The organism is Rhizobium sp. UBA1881, from assembly GCF_002338015.1.
GTDB lineage: Bacteria > Pseudomonadota > Alphaproteobacteria > Rhizobiales > Rhizobiaceae > Rhizobium.
Map to the genome: position 1 here is coordinate 1 of NZ_DDHH01000211.1, position 20,756 is coordinate 20,756.

At 62.4% G+C, this 20,756-nt stretch carries 18 protein-coding genes; 7 read left to right on the forward strand and 11 right to left on the reverse strand.

The features are described from left to right. The first annotated feature begins 150 nt into the window (after window positions 1–150). The 3 genes from B3605_RS25385 to B3605_RS25395 are packed head-to-tail and all read left to right on the forward strand — an operon-like array spanning window position 151 to window position 5,135. On the forward strand, window positions 151–759 hold the full coding sequence (locus B3605_RS25385; protein WP_112944213.1) for a TetR family transcriptional regulator: 609 nt from the start codon (window positions 151–153) through the stop codon (window positions 757–759). Between the two features lie 56 nt (window positions 760–815). Beyond that, a complete protein-coding gene (locus B3605_RS25390) occupies window positions 816–1,964 on the forward strand; it encodes an efflux RND transporter periplasmic adaptor subunit (protein WP_112974073.1) in 1,149 nt (382 codons plus the stop codon). Between the two features lie 24 nt (window positions 1,965–1,988). Further along, a complete protein-coding gene (locus tag B3605_RS25395) occupies window positions 1,989–5,135 on the forward strand; it encodes an efflux RND transporter permease subunit (protein WP_112944211.1) in 3,147 nt (1,048 codons plus the stop codon). A gap of 80 nt (window positions 5,136–5,215) precedes the next feature. Here the strand turns inward: B3605_RS25395 and B3605_RS25400 are convergent, their stop codons facing one another. Both B3605_RS25400 and B3605_RS25405 read right to left on the reverse strand, forming a co-directional pair. After that, window positions 5,216–6,088: a methylated-DNA--[protein]-cysteine S-methyltransferase gene (locus tag B3605_RS25400; protein WP_112944210.1), complete on the reverse strand. Its 873-nt coding sequence runs from the start codon at window positions 6,086–6,088 to the stop codon at window positions 5,216–5,218. Between the two features lie 80 nt (window positions 6,089–6,168). Next, window positions 6,169–6,681 (reverse strand): DUF2244 domain-containing protein, encoded by a 513-nt coding sequence (locus B3605_RS25405; protein WP_112944226.1) that lies wholly within the window; start codon window positions 6,679–6,681, stop codon window positions 6,169–6,171. A gap of 22 nt (window positions 6,682–6,703) precedes the next feature. On the opposite strand from B3605_RS25405, the gene nth reads away from it, so the two are divergent. Continuing rightward, window positions 6,704–7,486: an endonuclease III gene (gene nth, locus B3605_RS25410; protein WP_112944209.1), complete on the forward strand. Its 783-nt coding sequence runs from the start codon at window positions 6,704–6,706 to the stop codon at window positions 7,484–7,486. 5 nt (window positions 7,487–7,491) lie between these two features. Here the strand turns inward: nth and B3605_RS25415 are convergent, their stop codons facing one another. Further along, window positions 7,492–8,205, reverse strand: coding sequence for a sulfate transporter family protein (locus tag B3605_RS25415; RefSeq protein ID WP_296436835.1), 714 nt, complete (start codon window positions 8,203–8,205; stop codon window positions 7,492–7,494). A 219-nt stretch (window positions 8,206–8,424) separates the two neighbouring features. Here B3605_RS25415 and B3605_RS25420 point away from each other — a divergent pair, with 219 nt between their 5' ends. After that, on the forward strand, window positions 8,425–9,279 hold the full coding sequence (locus B3605_RS25420; protein ID WP_112944207.1) for a MurR/RpiR family transcriptional regulator: 855 nt from the start codon (window positions 8,425–8,427) through the stop codon (window positions 9,277–9,279). A gap of 11 nt (window positions 9,280–9,290) precedes the next feature. Here B3605_RS25420 and B3605_RS25425 read toward each other — a convergent pair whose 3' ends face one another. The 8 genes from B3605_RS25425 to B3605_RS25460 all read right to left on the reverse strand — a co-directional run bounded on the left by B3605_RS25425 (window position 9,291) and on the right by B3605_RS25460 (window position 18,481). After that, complete coding sequence (locus B3605_RS25425; RefSeq protein ID WP_296436836.1) at window positions 9,291–10,874, reverse strand: FGGY-family carbohydrate kinase; 1,584 nt, start codon at window positions 10,872–10,874, stop codon at window positions 9,291–9,293. Continuing rightward, window positions 10,874–11,563 carry an HAD family hydrolase gene (locus tag B3605_RS25430; RefSeq protein WP_112944205.1) on the reverse strand — a complete coding sequence of 230 codons (690 nt, stop codon included), beginning with the start codon at window positions 11,561–11,563 and terminating at the stop codon, window positions 10,874–10,876. The genes B3605_RS25425 and B3605_RS25430 overlap by 1 nt, the downstream gene beginning before the upstream one ends. Window positions 11,564–11,640: 77 nt before the next feature. Further along, complete coding sequence (locus B3605_RS25435) at window positions 11,641–13,122, reverse strand: mannitol dehydrogenase family protein (protein WP_112944204.1); 1,482 nt, start codon at window positions 13,120–13,122, stop codon at window positions 11,641–11,643. A 102-nt stretch (window positions 13,123–13,224) separates the two neighbouring features. Further along, window positions 13,225–14,205, reverse strand: coding sequence for an ABC transporter ATP-binding protein (locus tag B3605_RS25440; RefSeq protein WP_047509790.1), 981 nt, complete (start codon window positions 14,203–14,205; stop codon window positions 13,225–13,227). Window positions 14,206–14,223: 18 nt separating this feature from the next. Beyond that, the gene (locus B3605_RS25445; RefSeq protein ID WP_047509791.1) at window positions 14,224–15,054 is read right to left on the reverse strand and encodes a carbohydrate ABC transporter permease; all 831 of its coding nucleotides are present in this window, start codon (window positions 15,052–15,054) and stop codon (window positions 14,224–14,226) included. A gap of 1 nt (window position 15,055) precedes the next feature. Next, a complete protein-coding gene (locus B3605_RS25450; protein WP_047509793.1) occupies window positions 15,056–15,928 on the reverse strand; it encodes a carbohydrate ABC transporter permease in 873 nt (290 codons plus the stop codon). 138 nt (window positions 15,929–16,066) lie between these two features. Further along, complete coding sequence (locus tag B3605_RS25455) at window positions 16,067–17,380, reverse strand: ABC transporter substrate-binding protein (protein ID WP_112944203.1); 1,314 nt, start codon at window positions 17,378–17,380, stop codon at window positions 16,067–16,069. A gap of 150 nt (window positions 17,381–17,530) precedes the next feature. Then, window positions 17,531–18,481, reverse strand: a complete 951-nt coding sequence (locus B3605_RS25460) for a sugar-binding transcriptional regulator (RefSeq protein ID WP_112944202.1) — start codon at window positions 18,479–18,481, stop codon at window positions 17,531–17,533. A 249-nt stretch (window positions 18,482–18,730) separates the two neighbouring features. Between B3605_RS25460 and B3605_RS25465 the strand changes: the two genes are divergently transcribed. Both B3605_RS25465 and B3605_RS25470 read left to right on the forward strand, forming a co-directional pair. Next, the gene (locus B3605_RS25465; protein ID WP_018902450.1) at window positions 18,731–19,390 is read left to right on the forward strand and encodes a response regulator; all 660 of its coding nucleotides are present in this window, start codon (window positions 18,731–18,733) and stop codon (window positions 19,388–19,390) included. Next, on the forward strand, window positions 19,387–20,721 hold the full coding sequence (locus tag B3605_RS25470) for an ATP-binding protein (RefSeq protein ID WP_112974070.1): 1,335 nt from the start codon (window positions 19,387–19,389) through the stop codon (window positions 20,719–20,721). The genes B3605_RS25465 and B3605_RS25470 overlap by 4 nt, the downstream gene beginning before the upstream one ends. Window positions 20,722–20,756: the final 35 nt, after the last annotated feature.

A 20,756-nucleotide genomic window follows, 5' to 3' on the forward strand; every position in this document is an offset into this window, starting at 1 on the left:
TCCCCCTCGTGGGGAGGGGTTGGGGAGGGGACTTTTGCGAGGGCGAGGAGGGGACTTCGCCGCAACGCAAAAGATTGACTTCCGCCTCCTGATGTCTTACGACTGACGAAAATCGAAATTCGTCAGTCGTAAATCAACACGGCAAAAATCATGAGCGACACCGCTGAAAGCATTCTCGAAGCGACCAAACAGGAGAATGTGACCCGCATTCTCGATGCGGCCGAACGGCTGTTTCGTCACTATGGCTACGCCAAGACGACCGTTGCCGATATCGCTCGCGATCTCGGCATGTCGCCGGCCAATGTCTATCGCTTCTTTTCCTCGAAAATTGAAATCCACCAGGCGATCTGTGGGCGCATGCTGGCTGCGAGCTACCAGCAGGCCTACGAGATCTGTCATCTGCCGCTCAGCGCTTCCGAGCGCCTCAGCCGCTTCGTGCGCGGGCAATATCAGATGACGGTCGAGACCATGCTCGACCAGGAAAAGGTGCACGAGATGGTGGTCGTCGCCATCGAGCGCGACTGGCATGTCATCGAGAGGCATGTCGACAGCATTCACGATCTGCTGGCCGACGTTATCCGCGAGGGGATCGAGGCCGGCGAGTTCGTCGATCAGGATCCCGCGACCGCGTCGCGCTGCTTTGGCGCCGCCACGGTGACGCTCTGTCACCCGATCATGGTGGCGCAATGTCTTGCCAAGACCAACCGAGCGACGGTGGACGAGCTGATCGACTTCTCCATCAGGGCTTTGAAGAAATAATCGGGCGGTACAGCCGCCAATCTATTCAACACATGAACATACCGGGAGTGCGAAAGATGATTTCGCTGAAGACAGTCAAGTTGCCGTCCGTTGCCAGCCTGGCCCTTGTTGGCGCCGTTTCGCTCGCGCTTTCAAGCTGCAGCGAAGAGAAGAAGGCGGAGACCAAGGAGATCCTGCGGCCGGTCAAGGTCGTGGAAATCGCCAAGGCCGGCGAGACCCGAGCGCTTGATTATTCCGGTGCGGTGAAGGCGCGCGTCGAGATGAACCTCGGCTTCCGCGTGGCCGGCAAGATCACCGAGCGCCGCGTGAATATCGGCGACCGTGTCCAGCCGGGCGATGTGATCGCGCGCATCGACGCGACGGATTACGAGCTTGCGACAAAGACGGCGGAAGCCAATCTGGCGGCGGCCGAAAAGGGCGTCGGCACGGCTGATCTCGCCAACAAGCGCGCCCAGCAACTGTTCGACAAGAGCGTGACGGCGAAGTCGCAGCTCGAGCAGGCGTCGCTCAGCTATGACCAGGCCGTCTCCACGCGCGACGCGGCTCGCTCCTCTCTCGACCAGGCGAAAAACCAGGTGAGCTATGCCGAGCTGAAGGTCGACCAGAGCGGCATCGTCACCGCGATCAGCGCCGATACCGGCACGGTCGTTGCCGCCGGCACGCCGGTTGCGACTGTCGCGCTGGACGGCGAAAAGGAAGTGCAGATCGCGGTGCCTGAGAACGACATTGCCGAGTTCAAGCCGGGCAAGACGGTCAAGGCGAGCTTCTGGTCTTCGGCCAAGCTGGTGCTCGATGGCAAGGTGCGCGAGGTCTCCGGCAGCGCGGATGCGCAGTCGCGCACGTTTGCCGTTCGTGTGAGCCTGCCGCATGACGACCGCGTCCTGCTCGGCATGACGGCGACGATCGAGGCCAGTGTGAGCAACGCCAACATCCATGTCGCCATCCCGCTCGCCGCACTTGCCGAGAAGGACGGCAAGAAGATCGTCTGGGTGGTCGATCGCGACCAGCAGACCGTGCATGCCCGCGACGTCACGATCGCCGATTTCACCGGTGACGGCGTCAATATCGCCGACGGGTTGAAGACGGGCGATCTCGTGGTTGCCGCCGGCACGCAGTTCATGACCGACAATCTCAAGGTCAAGCTGCCGGGCCAGCAGTCGGCATCCGCCGAAACTGCGGCCGAGACCGGCGACGTCGTTCGCTAAGCGGTCAGGAGAGGGAACGGGACAATGGACAACTCCACCACCGAGAAGAAGCCCTTCAACCTGTCGCGCTGGGCAATCGGCCATCCGAGCATCGCGCGCTTCCTGTTCGGCCTGATCCTCATCACCGGCGTGCTCGGGCTGATGCGGATGGGGCAGAAGGAAGACCCCGATTTCACCTTCCGCGTCATGGTCGTGCAGGCCGTGTGGCCGGGCGCCTCGATCCAGGAAATGCAGGATCAGGTCGTCAACAAGATCGAGCGCAAGCTGCAGGAAACCCCGCATATCGACTGGGTGAAATCCTATACGCGCGCCGGCTCCGCCGTCATCACGCTGCAGATCAAGGGCGATACCAACGGGGCTGACGTCGCCGACGCCTTCTACCAGGTGCGCAAGAAGGTTGGCGATATCTCCAACGAGCTGCCATCCGGCCTGCTCGGCCCCTATTTCAACGACGAATTCGGCGATACCTTCATCACGCTGCAATCGATCAGCGGCGATGGCTACAGCTATCCGGAACTGAAGAAGTTCGCGATCCAGGCGCGCGACATGCTGTTGACGACGCCGGGTGTCGAGAAGGCCGTGATCATCGGCGATCAGCCGGAGAAGATCTTCATCGACGTGTCCTCGCAGGCGCTCGCCGAACGCGGCCTGACGATCGTCGACCTGCAGAACGCCATCAAGGGCCAGAACAGCGTCGATCCCGCCGGTTCCGTCGATACGGGAACGCGCTCGGTGCGCATCGCCGTCGAAGGCGACGTGACCAAGGCCGCCGATATCCGCGAGCTTCGGCTCAAGGCCGGCAACCAGGTGACCCGCCTCGGCGATATCGCCACCGTCTATTCCGGTCTGGAAGATCCCTATCAGCGCAAGTACCGCTTCAATGGGCACGAGAGCGTCCAGGTCGGCGTCGTCATGGCCAAGGGCTACAAGGTCACCGATGTCGGCAAGGATGTCGAAGCGACCTACAAGCGCTTCGAGGAATCGCTGCCCTACGGCGTGTCAGTCGACCAGATCTCCAACCAGCCGGATGTCGTCACCGACGCCGTCAGCGAGTTCATGCATGCGCTCGGTGAAGCGCTGGCCATCGTTCTCGTCGTCTCGTTCCTGTCGATCGGCTGGCGTTCGGGTCTCGTCATCGCCATCGCCATTCCGCTGGTGCTGGCCGCCACTTTCGCCATCATGTACGAGCTTGGCATCGACCTGCAGCGTATTTCGCTGGGCGCGTTGATCATCGCGCTTGGGCTGCTCGTCGACGACGCGATGATCGTGGTCGAATTGATGGAGCGAAAGCTTGAAGAAGGGCTCGTGAAGATCGAGGCGGCGAGTTTTGCCTATTCCTCGACCGCCTTCCCGATGCTGACGGGCACGCTGATTACCACCGCCGGGTTCATTCCGGTTGGCTTCGCGGCGTCTACCGCCGGGGAATACGTGCGCACGCTGTTCTACGTCGTCGGCATCGCGCTCGTGGTCTCGTGGTTCGTCGCGGTCTATTTCACGCCGTGGCTCGGCTACATGCTCCTGAAGCAGCGCCAGCATGCCGGCGGCGCGCATCATGATGCCTTCGACACCAGCTTCTATCGCCGGTTGCGGTCGACGGTGGGGTGGGCCGTGCGCCACCGCATCATCGTCGTTGCCATGACGCTGGTGACCTTTGCCACCAGCCTCTGGGCCTTCCAGTTCATCCCGCAGAACTTCTTCCCGCAATCCTCGCGCCCCGAGATCCTCGTCGATCTCTGGCTGCCTGAGGGTACCAGCATCAAGGAAGTCGAGACGCAATCGAAGGCGCTCGAAGCCAAGATCATGGACGACAAGGACAAGAAGTTCGTCGCCACCTATATCGGCGAGGGCGCGCCGCGCTTCTTCCTGCCGCTCGACCAGCAGCTTCCGAACCCGAATTTCGCGCAGTTGCTGATCATGGCCAATGACGAGCCGGCTCGCGAACGGCTGATCGTCAAGCTGCGTGATATCCTCGCCGAAGACTTCCCCGATATCCGCGGCAAGGTCGATCGCCTGTTCCTCGGTCCGCCAACCGGCTGGCCAGTGCAGATGCGCGTCATGGGTCCGGATCGCCAGGAAGTCCGCAAGATCGCCGACGAGGTGAAGGCGAAGTTCCAGGAAAATCCGCTGCTCGGCGCCATCCACGACGACTGGCTGGAGCAGGTGCCGGCGATGAAGCTGGTGATCGACCAGGATCGTGCCCGTGCGCTTGGCGTCACCTCGCAGCGCGTTCGCCAGATGCTGCAGACCGCGATGTCCGGCGCGCCGCTCGACGATTTCCGCGATGGCGAGGAGACGGTGTCGATCGTCGCCCGCGAGCCGGAAGCCAATCGCTCGCTGCTGTCGGCCGTCAACTCGGTCTACGTGCCGACGGATTTCGGCGGCTTCGTGCCGGTCTCGCAGATCGCCAAGGTGGTGCCGGTTCTCGAGCAGGGCATCGAATGGCGGCGTGATCGCCTGCCGACGATCAGCGTGCGCGCCACGCTGCCTGACGACGTGCAGTCGAACGATGTGGTCATGAAGATGTATACCGATCTGCAGCCGCTGCGCGACAGCCTGCCTGCCGGCTACAAGGTCGAGATCCAGGGCGGTGCGGAAGATTCCGCCGAAAGCCAGGCCTCGATCGCCGCCAAGGCGCCGATCATGCTTGTCGTGATCGTGCTGCTTCTGATGGCGCAGCTACAGCACTTCGGCAAGGCGATGCTGGTGCTGGCGACGGGTCCGCTCGGGATCATCGGTGCCGCGGCAGCCCTCCTGATCTCCGGCGCGCCCTTCGGCTTCGTCGCGATCCTCGGCGTCATCGCGCTGCTCGGCATCATCATCCGCAACTCGATCATCCTGATCGACCAGATCGACCAGGACATCAAGGCGGGCATGCATCGGCAGGAAGCGATCGTCGGCGCGGCCGTGCGCCGCTTCCGTCCGATCATGCTGACGGCTTTGACGGCGGTTCTGGCGCTGATCCCGATCTCGCGCGGTGTCTTCTGGGGCCCGCTCGCCTACGCCATGATGGGCGGCATCCTGGTCGCCACGGTGCTGACGATCTTGGTTCTGCCGGCGGCCTATGCGCTGTTTTTCGGCAAGGAGCCGAAGGGCAAAGAGGATGAGGCTGTCTCATCCGGTGAGGATGACGCGGCAGATCACCGGCATCCGCCGGCGATTGCGGCGGAATGAACATGCAGACGGCGCGGTGAGAACCGCGCCGTTGTCTTTTGCAGGGATGGATTTGAGAAGGTGAGCGGTTACGTTTGCCCTCAAGCGTGCGCCGACTCCCACCCCAGCATCGCCCGCTTGCGCGTCAGCCCCCAGTGATAGCCCGTCAGCGCGCCGCTCTTGCCAAGCGCCCGGTGACACGGCACCACGAACGAGATCGGGTTGGCGCCAACCGCCGCCCCCACCGCCCGCATCGCCGTCGGGCGGCCGATGTCGCTGGCGATGTCGCTATAGGTGACGGCCTTCCCGAAGGGAATCTTCAGCAGGCTCTCCCAGACCTGGACCTGGAAATCGGTACCAATGAGCACCACGCGCAACGGCTGCTCGGACGTCCAGCGGCCCGGTTCGAAGATGCGCGCGGCGTAAGGAGCCGTTGCCTCCCGGTCCTCGACATAGTCGGCGTTCGGCCAGCGGCAGGTCATGTCCTCAAGGCAGGCCGTCTCGCCGCCGATATCGGCGAAGGCAAGGCCGGCCAGACCGCGGTCGGTCGCCATGACCAGCGCGATGCCGAAGGGCGACGGATGAAAGCCGTAGCGGATGGTGAGACCACCGCCGCGCGCCTTCCACTCGCCGGGAGACATCGCCTCATGCGTGACGAAGAGATCGTGCAGCCGCCCGGGGCCTGACAGACCGACCTCGAAGGAGGTCTCCAGCAGAGGCAGCTCCTCCTTGCGCAGCAGCCGCTTGGCATGGTCGAGCGTCACCGCCTGCAGGAAGGCCTTGGGCGAAAGGCCGGCCCAGCGGGTAAAGGTCTTTTGCAGCTGCGTCGGTGATTGATTGAGACGCATGGCGATCGCTTCCAGCGACGGCTGCTCACGGTAATCCTCGGTGATCAGCTCGATCACCTGGCGGACGGTCTCGTAGTCGGGACCATCGGGCGTGATGTCTTGGTTCAGCTTGGCTACCATGTTCATGATCTTTCTCCTTGTCACAAGGAGATAGTCAAGCGGCATCGTTGAAGCCACCCGATTCTTGCACCTGAATTAGATGATTATCAGATACGCTGCTTGACCGTCGCCAGCGCTCGCTTGAAGGCCTTGGCGAAACTTTCGCGATCATCGGGGTTGAGAAAGCCGCCGATATCCGTCGCCCGCCCCTGTCCATAAATATGCATCGACAGGATGCCGATCTCGTCGTGACGGCGCACCGAAAAGCGCGTCCAGAACGGATTGAAGTGATGCTCGACCATACGCCCCGAAGGCGCGATCTTGCGGACCGCGATATCGGTGCGCGACACCGTCACCATCTCGCGTGCCCTGGCCGAGCGGTAGTTCAGCCGGAAGGCGCCGTAGAGCAGCAGGAAATCGAGGCCGAAGAAGAAGCCGATCGGCCAGGCGCCGGTAGCGATGAAGAACAGGCCGTAAAGCAGGCAAACGCCGCCCGACAGCAGCAGGAGCACCCTGAACCCCTTGCGGCCGAGCGACCGGTGGGGAAAGAGCTCGGCTGAGAATACCGGCTGGTCCAAAACCGCCGGCTGACCAGCGCTGTCGGCGTTGCTTTCCATCATGGCTGCCGAGTATAGATTGTCCATGTCCAGTCCGAAACTCAAATCCTCCGCCACATCGTCGCAGCCCGAAAAACCCCTCGTTCGCCGCAAGAAGAAGGCGAGCGTCCGCTCCGTCTATAGCGAGGCCGAGCGCGAGGAGATGTTCCGCCGCTTCTCCGTGCAGCGGCCGGAGCCGAAGGGCGAGCTGGAGCACTCCAACCCGTTCACGCTTGTCGTTGCCGTGGCGCTCTCGGCGCAGGCGACCGATGCCGGCGTCAACAAGGCGACGCGCGCGCTCTTCAAGGTCGCCGACACCCCGCAAAAGATGCTGGATCTCGGCGAGGAGAAGGTGCGCGACTACATCAAGACGATCGGGCTCTACCGTAACAAGGCGAAGAACGTGATTGCCCTGTCGCGCATGCTGGTCGATGTTTTCGGTGGCGTGGTGCCTCAGACGCGCGACGAGCTGGTGATGCTGCCGGGTGTCGGCCGCAAGACCGCCAATGTCGTGCTCTCCATGGCCTTCGGCCAGGCGACCATGGCCGTCGACACGCATATCTTCCGGATAGCCAACCGCATCAAGCTGGCGCCGGGCAAGACGCCCGATGAGGTGGAGGAGCGGCTGATGAAGGTGGTGCCCAAGCACTACCTCTACCACGCCCATCACTGGCTCATCCTGCACGGCCGCTACACCTGCAAGGCCCGCCGCGCCGAATGCGAGCACTGCGTTATCGCCGATCTCTGTCGCTCGCCCGAAAAGAGCTGCGACATCCCGGCGCCGCTCGTCGAGTTACCACCGCAGGTGATCGGCGAGGCCGTCCAGTAATAGGACTAGACCCGAACGCCGAGTTCCTTGCGCGAGAGCAGCTTGTGCAGATGCACCATCATGCTCGCAGCAAACAGCGGCGTCAGCAGATTGACGATCGGGATGGCCAGGAACGCGGTGATCACCAGACCGGCGAGAAACACCGTCGGCGCATGTTTCTGGCGGAAGAGCCGCGCCTCGGCCGGTGATCTGAAGCGCATGGCGGCGAACTCGAAGAATTCCCGGCCGAGCAGATAGCCGTTGACCAGGAAGAAGGCGACGAGGTTGACGCCCGGGATGAACAGCAGGAACAGCGCCACGATGTTGCCGACGATGACGACGCCGAGGAACTTGATCGAGCTCAGCATCGCCGGGCCGAGCGGCATGGCGGTGCCCGGCACGTCTTCAGGATAATCGCGCTTTTCCACGACGTCGGCGACATCATCGAGAAACAATCCGGCGATCAGCGCGGTGACTGGTGACAGCAGAAGTGCCAGCCCCAACGCCAGTCCGATGCCCGCCATGATGGCGAAGACGAAGCCGAGCCAGCCTGCCCAATCCGGCATTGCGGGAAAGAAGCTGGCGATCCAGGGAAAGACGAAAGCCATGAAAGCGCTGCGCAGCGCCAGCCACAGGCCGATCAGCGCGAGCACGGTGAGCCCGAGCACTTTCCAGAACACCGACCGCGTTTCCGGGGCGAAAAGATTGGTGATGGAAAGGCGCGCCGCTTCGAGGATCATGGTGACGTCTCCGGTTGTGGCGATGATGTAGGAATCTGATCTTTGAACGGCAAGGCTGAAATTATTTCGCCGGATTGAGGGAATTGTTGTTCAAAAGCCTTTCATAATATATATTTAAATCAGCATCTAAGATTACTTGCAGGGCGCTCCGAATATTTGCGGACGCAAGGATTTGTTTCAAGCAGACAGGAAACATCACCCAAAATCGGGACAGCTGCCGTGGAAGACTTTGTTCAGAAGCTCCGCCAATACGCGAAATCCGGCACGCCCGCCGAACGTCGCATCGCAAAATATTTCACCGAACACTTGAGTGATCTTCCGTTCGAAACGGCAGCCTCGGTGGCCGACCGGCTGGACCTGAGCCCGATGACCGTCGGCCGCTTCCTGCGGGCGCTGGGCTATCAGGGGCTCGATAGCGTCAAGGTGCAGATCCGCGACGTCGCCGGTGTCTCGGCCACGCAGATGCAGGCCTCGATGTCGGAACTGCAGGTCGATGCCGCCGATGGCAAGCCGCTCGCCGTGCTGGTTGCCGAGCAGATCCAGGCGCTCCACCACATTTATCATCTCACCGGACAGCAGCACTGGAGCGACGCCGTGGCGATGATCCGCGCGGCAAGCGAGGTGTTCATCGCCACCCATGTCTCGCAGGCAAGTTTCGCCACGCATTTCAGCCAGCGCCTGACGCAGGCGCGCGATGGCGTGCATGCGCTCGACGGCAGCGGAAACCGCTTCGCCGAGCTCTTCGCGCGCGTCAGCGGCGAAGGCGCGCTGCTTGTCATCATCGACAGCCAGCGCTTCAAGAAGGCCCGTCTGCTCGCACGCATCGCCAGGCGCTACGGATACAAGGTCGTGCTCATCAGCGCCCAGAGCGCCAACTGGGTGCTAGACCAGGCCAATCTCATCCTGCCGCTGCCCCCGACCCGGCCGGGGGAACTGGACAACCTGCCGCCGGTGATCGCGCTTCTCGACTGTCTGTCCTCGGCCGTTGTCAGCGCCGTCGGTGACGAGGCCGTCGCGCGTGCGAGCCGCATGACCGAGTTCAGCGCCATGCTGGGCGAGGATGCCAACCGGTAGCGATCCGAAATCTATTCCATCGCCTCGAGCTCGGCGCGATGGCGATACATGGCGAGCAGCCGGCGGTAATCGCGATCGTAAAGCGCGCGCTTGCTCTCGTCGGGAGCATGCAAGTCGCCGCCGGGATACATAGCCGAACCCGCAGTGGCGAGGTCCGCATGCAGACCACAGGCGACGGAGGCCGCCATCGCGGTTCCCAGAAGCACCGCCTCGTTCATCTTCGGCACCACGACCTTGCAGCCGGTCGCATCCGAATAAAGCTCCATCAGCACAGGGTTCTTCACATGCCCGCCCGCCACATACAGCGTGTCGGGCGCATAGCCATATTCCTTCATCCGTTCGAGGATATGGCGGATGCCGAGCGCGATCGCCACGGCGGTGCGCCAGTAGAGCGCGCAGAGCCCGTCGAACGATGTGTCGAGCGTCAGCCCGCTGACCGTGCCGACCGCGTGCGGGTCGGCAAGCGGCGAGCGGTTGCCGTGAAAATCGGGCAGCACGAAAATCCTGGCGCCGAAGGCATCGCCCTCTTCCGCGCGTAGCTGCGAAATCCGCGACACGATCTTCTGGTGAAGTGCCGCCGTCGGCTCGCCGCCTGCCGCATGCATCCGGACGACATGGTCGAGCAAAGCTCCCGTCGCCGATTGCCCGGCCTCGACAAGCCAGGTGCCGGGAAACACGGCTTCGTAATAGGGGCCCCACATGCCGTGGCTCGGGCGTCGCTTGCGCGAAAACGAGACGATGCAGCTCGATGTGCCGGCGATCAGCGCCAGCTGCCGTTCCAGACGCTCCGGATCATGCGCGTCGCCGCCGAGCGTTCCGAGCGCGCCGGCATAGGCGTCGATCATGCCCGAGGAGACATGACAGGCCGTGGTGAGCCCGAGCGCCGAGGCGGCCTCCTTGGTCAGCGTGCCGACGCTGCCGCCGACAGCAATGGTGTCGTCGGGCAGTCGGCCGCGCGCCTGCAGGTCATCGAGGCCGATCTGCTCGAGAAAATCCTTGCGCCAGCCATCCTTGAGATGAGCCAGATAGTTCCACTTGGACGTCAGCGTGCAGCGCGACCGCGCGAGCGAGCCGGTGGACTTCCAGGTCATGAAATCGGCGAGGTCGAAGAGATAGCCGGTATTCGCCCACGTGCCCGGCAGCTTCTTCTTCAGCCACATCAGTTTCGGCATTTCCATCTCGGGCGACATGAAATGCCCGGAATGCTCCAGCACCTCGTGGCCGGTCGCCGTGCAGAAATCCGCTTCCTTCAAAGCCCGGTGATCGAGCCAGACGATGGTGTCGAACCGACGTTCGCCGCCCGTCGACACGCTGATCTGCCCGCCATCGATATCCCGGACCACAAGCGAACAGGTACCATCGAAACCGATCGCGCCGACGCTCTCGGGTGCGGCGCCCGATTGCTCCATCGCGCGGCGCACGGCGATGCAAACCGCCGACCATATATCCTCGGAATCGTGCTCGGCGTGGTTTTCGCGAGGCCGGTTCATGATGATCGGATGATCGGCCTTGCCCAGCAGCTGGCCGCGCGCATCGAAGACGCCGGCGCGTGCGCTGCCCGTGCCGATATCAACAGCAACCACATGCTGAGGCATTAAAGGTCGTTCCCGTCCCGCTGATGTTTTTTGATAAGGTGGATCAAATCCGGCATGACGTCAAACGTAGCGTCGGGGGAAAGGCGGTCAAGCTCGTCGCGATAGCCGGCGAAATTGGCATGCGAGCCGCCGGTGAAGGCAAAGACGGTCATGCCGGCGGCCTTGGCGGCCTCGATGCCGGCGGGGCTGTCCTCGATCACCACGCAATTGGCGGGATCGACCTGCATCTGGTTTGCCGCATGCAGAAAGAGATCCGGCGCCGGCTTGCCGTTCTTCACCATCGAGGCACTGAAGATATTGGGCAGCCGGTCGATCAGCCCGGTGACGGTGAGCGACAGACGGATACGCTCCACCTGGCTGGACGAGGCGACGCAGCAGGGAATGTCGAGCGCATCGATCGTATCCGCGATGCCTGCGATCGGCTTCAGCTCGGTGCGGAAGCGCGCATAGAGATCGGTGCGGATCTGCTCCAGAAAAGCTTCGCCGGGATGGACGTTATATTCCGTCTTCATCGTCTCGATCACGGTCGCGAGGCTGCGCCCGAGAAAGCGACCATATACCTCGTCCTCGGTGATCGGCACGTTGAGATCGTTCATGGCCTTGACGAGAACGGTGACGGAGATCGGCTCGCTGTCGACGAGGACGCCGTCGCAGTCGAAGATCACAAGCCGTGTTTCAGCATCAGCCATGACACATCCAATCAGGGTTCAAGACATTGCAGGCAGAGATGGGTGGATAGCGGCGGGAAGCGCCCGCCGCCTGATGCTTATGCCGCGAGCTTGTTGTCGAGGTAAAGCTGCAGCGTCTCGCGCGTGCCCTTTTCCCACAGCGTCTTCAGCGCATGCGCGAAGCGCTTGCGGAAGAGCTCGGACTTGGCGACCTCGCCGAAGATGTCGTCGAAGGCGAGGAAGGCCATCGGGTCGTCCTTGGCCTTGAGCGCCGCCGCATGCAGCCGGTCGGCGCTGGCATCGTTGAAGACGATGTCCTGACCGGTATCGGTCTTGCCGGCGAAGTAGCGGCACCAGAGTGCGGAGACCAGCGACAGGCCGATCACGTCGCGGCCCTGGTTCAGGTTGTCGAGCGTCGACGGCAAGATGAACTTCGGCTGGCGGTTGGAACCGTCCTGCGCCAGACGCGGGATGGTGTCGGCGATCTTCGGGTTGAGCAGGCGGTGCTCGATCAGCGCGAAGTAATCCGTCAGCGAGGTGTTCGGCACCGGCGGCACGATCGGAATGATCTCGTCCTTCTCGAGCTTGGCGAGGAAGGCGCGGATCAGCGGGTCTTCCATCGAGTCGTGCACGAAATGGATGTCCATCAGCGCCGCCGGGTAAGCGATCGCCGCATGGCCGCCGTTGAGGATGCGGATCTTCATGTGCTCGTAGGGCGTAACGTCGGGCACGAAGGTGACGCCAACATTCTCCAGCGCCGGACGACCGGCTGTGAACTTGTCTTCCAGCACCCACTGCTTGAACTCTTCGCAATAGACCGGCCAGTTGTCCTCGATATCGAAGACGTCCTTCAGGAGATCGATCTCGCGCTGGCCGGTGGCCGGCGTGATGCGGTCGACCATGGCGTTCGGGAAGGCGACATTGGCCTTGATCCACTCGGCGAAGGCGGGATCCGAGAGCGCCGCCGTGCCGACCACCGCATTGCGGGTGACGACGCCATTGTGCGGAATGTTATCGCACGACATGACGGTGAACGGCACGAGGCCCTTGTCCTTGCGCGCCTTAAGACCGGCGACGATCAGGCCGAACACGGTCTTCGGATCGGCGGGGTTCTTGCCGTCGGCTGATATTGCCGGATGATCAGGATTGAACTTGCCGGATGCATCGATGAAATAGCCGCCCTCGGTGATCGTCATCGAGACGATGCGGATTTCGGGGTCGGCGAGCTTGGCGATGATGGTCTTGGCGTCGCCGACCGGCAGGATGTCGATCATCGGCGCGGTGACACGCGCCGAGGTCTTGTTGTTGTCCTGCTCGACGACGGTTGTCAGGAAGTCCTGGGCGGCGAGCTTGTCGCGCATGGCGGCATCGGACGGCAGGATGCCGGCGCCGATGATCGCCCAGTCGTGTGCCTCGCCCTTGTTGAACAGGTCGTCGAGATAGATTGCCTGGTGGGCGCGGTGGAAGTTGCCGACGCCGAAGTGCACGATGCCCGCCTTCAGCGACGCCCGCTCATAGGCCGGCACTGTGGCCGTCTTAGCCGCGTCGGAAAGCGTTGCCAGCGATAGTTTGCACGTCATGTCTCAGTCCTCTTGAAGGTCTTCAGGGTCTAACGACCCCGGTACTGGCGCGCCGGGCACCTCGTCCGGCACGCGCTCTCTTCCCCACCCCGGATGCCTCGCTCAGATGGCGAGGCCCTGCTCGTTGAATCTGTGAATGCGGGCCTTGTCTGCGGTCAGGTAAACGGTGTCGCCGGCCTTGGCCGGGAAGCTGCCGTCGCCGCGCGCCGTCATCTGGCCGATGCCCTCGACGTTGACATGCAGGAAGGTGTCGGAGCCGAGATGTTCGGCGACCACGACCTTGCCCTTCCACTCGCCGCTCTCCATCGAAAGCTGGATATGTTCGGGGCGCACGCCCAGCGTCTGCGAACCCTGCGGCACGAAGTTCATCTTCGGCGAGCCGATGAAGCCGGCGACGAAGAGGTTGCGCGGCTTGGAGTAGAGCTCCATTGGCGAGCCGACCTGCTCGATGTTGCCGCGGTTCAGCACCACGATCTTGTCGGCCATGGTCATGGCCTCGACCTGGTCGTGGGTCACGTAGATCATCGTCGTCTTCAGCTGCTGGTGCAGCTCGCTGATCTCAAGACGCATGTTGACGCGCAGCGCGGCATCGAGGTTCGACAGCGGTTCGTCGAACAGGAAGGCCGAGGGCTGGCGCACGATGGCGCGGCCGATCGCGACACGCTGGCGCTGGCCGCCCGAAAGCGCGCGCGGCTTGCGGTCGAGATAGTCGGTGAGGTTGAGAACGCGGGCCGCGTCCGCCACCTTCTTGTCGATCTCGGGCTTTGCCATGCCCGCCATCTTCAGCGGGAAGGCGATGTTGCTGCGCACGCTCATATGCGGATAGAGCGCGTAGGACTGGAACACCATGGCGAGCCGGCGTTCGGATGGCGCGCTCTCGGTGGCGTCCTTGCCGTCAATGACGATCTTGCCGCCGCTGACATCTTCAAGGCCCGCGATCAGACGCAAGAGCGTGGACTTGCCACAGCCCGACGGGCCGACGAAGACGACGAATTCGCCGTCCTTGATTTCGAGGTCGATCGAAGGGATGACCTTGGCTTCGCCGAAGACCTTCGAAACTTTCTGAAGGGTAATGCTGCCCATGTTTCTCTCCCTTGTTTCTTATTTCACCGCGCCGAACGTCAGGCCGCGGACGAGTTGTTTCTGGCTGAACCAGCCGAGGATCAGGATCGGGGCGATTGCCATGGTCGATGCTGCCGAAAGCTTGGCGTAGAAAAGTCCTTCCGGGCTGGAATAGGAAGCGATGAACGTCGTCAGCGGCGCAGCCTTGGAGGCCGTGAGGTTGAGCGTCCAGAAGGCTTCGTTCCAGGACAGGATGATGTTCAGAAGAAGCGTCGAGGCGATACCCGGCACCGCCATCGGCGTCAGCACGTAGATGATTTCCTTGCTGAGCGAGGCGCCATCCATGCGCGCCGCCTCAAGGATCTCGCCGGGGATTTCCTTGAAGTAGGTGTAGAGCATCCAGATGATGATCGGCAGGTTGATCAGCATCAGCACCACGACGAGGCCGATGCGGCTGTCGAGGAGGCCGGTGTTGCGGAACAACAGATAGATCGGGATCAGCGCGCCGACTGCCGGCATCATCTTCGTCGAGAGCATCCACATCAAGACGTCCTTGGTCCGCTTGGTCGGCGAAAACGCCATCGCCCAGGCGGACGGGACCGCGATGATCAGGCCGAGCAGCGTCGAACCGAAGGAGATGATCACCGAGTTCAGGAAGTGGCTGAAGTAGTTCGATCGGCTCTGCACCTCGAGATAGTTCTCCGTCGTCCAGTGGAAGAACAGGAACTGCGGTGGCGATGCGATGGCGTCGGCTTCCGACTTGAAGCTTGTCAGAAAGGTCCACAGGATCGGGAAGAAGAGCACGATGCCGATGGTCCAGGCGACCGCCGTGACGATCACCTTGCGCTGGGTTGTGATGCGTCTGGCCATCTCAAGTCTCCAGGTTCTTGCCGACGATGCGGACGAGGAAGATAGCAACGATATTGGCGAGGATGACCGCGATGATACCGCCCGCCGAAGCGCCGCCGATGTCGAACTGCAGGAGCGCCCTGTTGTAGACGAGATAGGTCAGGTTCGTGCTGCTCGTGCCGGGGCCGCCATTGGTGGTGACGAGGATTTCGGCGAACACCGAGAGCAGGAAGATCGTCTCGATCAGGATCACGACGGTGATCGCGCGCGCCATGTGCGGCAGGATGATGTAGACGAACTGCGAGAAGAAGCCCGCGCCATCCATCTCGGCCGCTTCCTTCTGCTCTTCCGACAGCGATTGCAGCGCGGTCAAGAGGATCAGCGTGGCGAAGGGAAGCCACTGCCAGGCGACGATCAGGATGATCGAAAACAGCGGCATGTTGGCGAGCCAATCGACCGGCTGCGCGCCGAACAGGCGCCAGATATAGGCAAACAACCCGTTGACCGGGTTCATGAACATGTTCTTCCACACCAGCGCTGCAACGGTCGGCATGATGAAGAACGGCGCGATCACGAGAATGCGCACGATCCCCTGGCCGAACATCGGCTGGTCGAGCAGAAGCGCCAGCGCGATGCCGCCGACGATGGTGATGACGAGGACGCTCAAGACCAGAACGAGCGTATTGATCAACGCGTCGAAGAAGGCCGGGTCCGTCAGGAAGAATTCGTAATTGAGGAAGCCGAGGAAGCGATTGTCGCTCGGCATCAGGAGATTGTAGTCGATGAACGAGAAGTAGATCGTCATCACGAGCGGGACGATCATCCACGCGAAGAGCAGGAGCACCGAGGGTGCCATCATCATGCGCGCCGCGGAGCGGGTGTGTAACGTTGCCATGGTTCACCGTCTTTTCTGAAAGCGGATGGCTGCAAGGCCCAGGGACAAAAAGTGACAAAAAGGGCCGCCGATGCAGTTCGGGCAATTCGGCGGCCTAGGGGTGCGGCGTGCAGGCGCACGCCGCATGTCTCGGGAGGCTTACTTGGGGTAACCAGCCTTCGTCATTTCGCGGGTCGTCAGCTGCTGAGCGCTCTGCAGGGCCTGATCGACGGAGATTTGACCGGCGACGGCTGCCGAGAACTGCTGGCCGACGGCCGTACCGATGCCCTGGAATTCAGGGATCGCGACGAACTGGCCACCGGTGTAAGGCACCGGCTTGACGGTCGGCTTCTGCGTGTCGGCTGCCTTCATCGCATCAAGCGTCTTGGCAGCGAACGGAGCGGCCTTCTGGTAGTCGGCGTTTTCGTAGAGCGAGGTGCGCGTGCCCGGAGGAACGTTTGCCCAGCCTTCCTTGCTTGCGACCAGTTCGCCGTAAGCCTTGTCGGTCGCCCAGGCGACGAACTTCTGCGCGGCTTCAGCCTTGGTCGACGTCGCCGGGATTGCGAGGTTCCAGGACCACAGCCAGTTGCCGTGGTTCTTCATCTCGCCCTTGGTCGGGAACAGAGCGTAACCGACCTTGTCGGCCACCTTCGATTCCTTCGGGTTGGAGACGAACGAAGCGGCGACCGTCGCGTCGATCCACATGCCACACTTGCCGGTCTGGAAGAGCGCCAGGTTTTCGTTGAAGCCGTTCGAGGATGCACCGGGAGGGCCGGCTTCCTTCATCAGGTCGACGTAGAAGCTAAGGGCTTCCTTCCACTCTGGGCTGTCGAACTGGGGCTTCCACTTCTCGTCGAACCAGCGACCGCCGAAGGAGTTGTCGAGCGCCGTGATGAACGCCATGTTCTCACCCCAGCCGGCCTTGCCGCGAAGGCACATGCCGTAGACTTCGCCCTTCTTGTCGGTGATCTTCTTCGCCGCATCGGCGATGAAGTCCCAGGTCGGCGCGTCGGGCATCTTCAGACCGGCCTTTTCGAAGAGGTCGGTGCGGTACATGATCATCGCGCTTTCGCCGTAGAACGGCACGGCGTAGAGCTTGCTGTCGACGGTCAGCGCAGCGCTGATCGCGGGCAGCAGATCCTTGGCGTCATACTTGTCGCCGAGGTTGTCGAGCGGCAGAAGCCAGCCCTGCTTGGCCCAGATCGGAACTTCGTAGTTGCCGATCGTCAGAACGTCGTACTGACCGCCCTTGGTCGCGATATCGGTCGTGACCTTCTGGCGCAGCACGTTTTCTTCGAGCGTTACCCACTCGAGATCGATGCCGGGGTTCTTTGCCTTGAAGTCATCCGTGAGCTTCTGCATGCGGACCATGTCGCCGTTGTTGACGGTCGCGATCGTCAGCGTTTCAGCCGAAGCCATGCCCGCGAACGCCAGGACGGAGCAGGCGCCGAGCAGAAAAGTTTTAAATGTCATGATCTTCCTCCCAGAAGATGTTAGCGAGCATTCGCTTTGCTCATGGGCAATTACTCAATGGCAGGCGACAAATGTCAAGCTCCAATCGTTGCTGCAGCCGCGAAACGATGAGTTAAATTACTGATTTAAAAGGAAATAAATTTTTGCCCACTATGTGAGCAAATACTCGGCGACCTCTTCGTCGGTGATCAAACCGTTGATCTGATGACCGGTAACGGCCGCCTTGATCGCCTTCATCTTGCGCTTGCCCTTGCCTATCCCGATCACCACGGAGGTCTCGCGCGAGGGGATCGGAGCGGACGCGACGCGCTCGTTGATCGGGTTGTCGAGCAGCTTGCCTTCGCTGTCGAAAATCCAGCCGCAGATCTCGCCGACGGCGCCATTGTCCATCAGCTCCATCATCTCGCCCTTCTCCAGGAAGCCGTCGACGCAGAGCGGCCCGTCGATGCCGAGCTCGCCGATACCGACGAAGGTCACGTCGGCCTGCGCGCTCATGTCGAGCGTCGAGCGCACCAGCTGCTGGGCATGCAATGTCTCGCGCTCTTCGGCAGAGGTGACGAGAACCGGCAGCGGCATCGGGAAATGCCGCGCCTTGACGGCATCGGCCATGCTGAAGATGACGTTGTAATAGGCCGCTGATCCGTCCGGCGCGATGTTGCCGGTGAGCGAGACGATACGGTGGTTGATGCATTCGATCGCCGGCAGCTGATCGACCGCAGCCTTCAGCGTTCGCCCGGTTCCGACGGCGAGCACGATCGGGTCGGTCTTCTTCAGCCAGCGCTCGATTTCGGCCGCCGCCGCCTCGGCAATGCCGACGGTCGCCGCACCCGCACCCGGATCGCTCGGCACGATATCCACCTGCCGCAGCCCGTATTTGTTGCGCACGGCATTGGCAAGCTCCAGACAGGCGGCGATCGGGTGATCGAGCCGCACCTTGATAAGCCGCTCGGCGACGGCAAGCGACACGAGCCGCTGCGCCGACTGTCGCGAAATCCCCATGGACGAGGCGATCTCGTCCTGCGTGCGCCCGGCCACATAATAGAGCCAGCCGGCGCGCGCCGCGTCATCGAGACGACCAGAAGTTTCGGACTTTTTCACCATCGACTATCCATTGCGCGCGACTGCGCCGGCTTTCGCCAGCAAAGCATGTGGTTGAAGCTATGTTCGCGCCAGATCAAAACAAAATTCGGGCAAATGTCGAGTGCATTGAGAAATTGCACAATCTATTTTAGCCTCGATGCAAGCAGTGGATGGTGCTCAGCCCCGCCATTGCGGCGCCATCTTTGCCCGCGAAGCCATGCTTGACCTGAGATCGAACGGCACGCTAACTATGTGCCAGAGGGAAAAATCGTGCGAATTCTGCTGGTTGAGGACGACAAGATGATTGGCGAGGCGGTGCGCGATCACGTCGCCGCGTCCTTCCATGCCGTCGATTGGGTGAAGAACCTCGCCGATGCGGAAGCCGCCACGGGTCCGGTCGAATATGGATTGGTGCTGCTCGACCTCAATCTTCCCGATGGCAGCGGCGTCGATTTCCTGCGCAAGCTGCGCAGCCGCGACATTCGCGCGCCCGTCATCATCCTCACCGCACGCGACCAGATTTCCGATCGTATCGAGGGACTGAACGCCGGCGCCGACGACTATCTCGTCAAGCCCTTCAACCTGGGCGAGCTTGAAGCCCGCATCATGGCGGTTGCCCGCCGCTACGACGCCAACCCGCATCCGGTGGTGCAGATCGGCGATATCGAAATCAACCGGCCGCAGCACAAGCTCTCCGTCGACGGCGCCTCCGTCATCCTCACCAGCCGCGAATGGGCGGTTCTCGACCTCCTGACCGCTCGCCCCGGCGCGATCGTCTCCAAGGACCGCATCGAGGAGGCGCTCTACGCCTTCGGCTCGGAAATCGAGAGCAACACGGTCGAAGTCTATGTCAGCCGGCTGCGCAAGAAGATCGGCAAGGATCGCATCCGCACGGCCCGCGGCATCGGCTACACACTCGGATCACAATGAAGCGCGAACGCAGTATCACCCGCCCGCTCATCACCGCGCTGACGACTGTGATGGTCGTCTTCTGGCTCATCGCCATCGGCCTCAGCATCCGCGTGATGCAGCATGAGTTCGACGAAATCTTCGACAGCGCCCAGCAGGAAACCACCGAGCGCCTGCTGGCGCTCATCCTCGACGATATGGATCAGCGCGGCATCAGCGACCCGCATGGCATCGCGATGCTGAATACCGCCGCCAATCGCGAATATCTGACCTATCAGGTTCGCGACGCATCCGGAAAGATCGTGCTGCGCTCCAACGATGCCCTGTCCGAACCCTTCCCGGCGCCGCTCGAGCCGGGCTTCTACGACAGCGACACGGCACGCATCTATACGGAGAAGACCTCGGACGGCACGCTCTTCCTGCAGGTCGCCGACCGCTTCAAGAACCGGCGTGAAGCCGTGCGCGAAAGCGCCGTCACTCTGCTCATTCCGCTGATCGCGCTGATCCCGGCCAGTATCTTCGCGATCTGGTTCATCGTCGGCCGCGCGCTGAAGCCGCTGGATACGCTGCGCCAGGATATCGGCACCAAGGACGGCGGCAACCTGGCGGCCCTGGAGAGCACCGGCCTGCCGAAGGAGTTGAAGCCGATCGCCCGCTCCGTCAACCTGCTGCTCGGACGCCTGCGCTCCGCGCTTGAGGCCGAGCGCGAATTTACCGCCAACAGCGCCCATGAGCTCAGAACGCCGATCGCCGGCGCTCTGGCGCAGACGCAGCGGCTTGCCGAGGAGCTGCCCCCCGGCCCGACGCGCACCCGCGCCAACCAGATCGAGAGCTCGCTGGTCAATCTCGGACGCTTGGCTGAAAAGCTGCTGCAGCTCGCCCGCGCCGAGGCCGGCATCGGTGGCAGCGCCACCGCCACGGACCTTCGCCCGGTGCTTGACATGATCGTCACCGATTACGAACGCGACAGCCGCTCGCAGGGTCGCCTGCGCTACACGGCCGCGTCTGCGACAAAGCTGGTCCGCAACGCCGACATGGATGCCTTCGGTATCATCCTGCGCAACCTCATCGAAAACGCCTTGGTCCACGGCGACCCGGAGCTACCGGTCGATGTCAGCCTTGACGAGCATGGCGTCGTCCGCGTCGTCAATGGCGGACCTTCGGTGGCGGAAGGCGATATCGCGACGCTGAAGAAGCGCTTCCGGCGCGGCAATACCAGCGCATCGGGATCCGGACTTGGCCTGGCGATCGCTGACCGCATCGTCTCGCAAATGGGTGGAACGCTCGACCTGATCTCGCCGGCCAGCGGCCAAGACTCTGGCTTCGAGGCCCGCATCACGCTGCCTGCCTGATCAGGGTTTGGGCTTGCAAATCGCACCGAACGGTG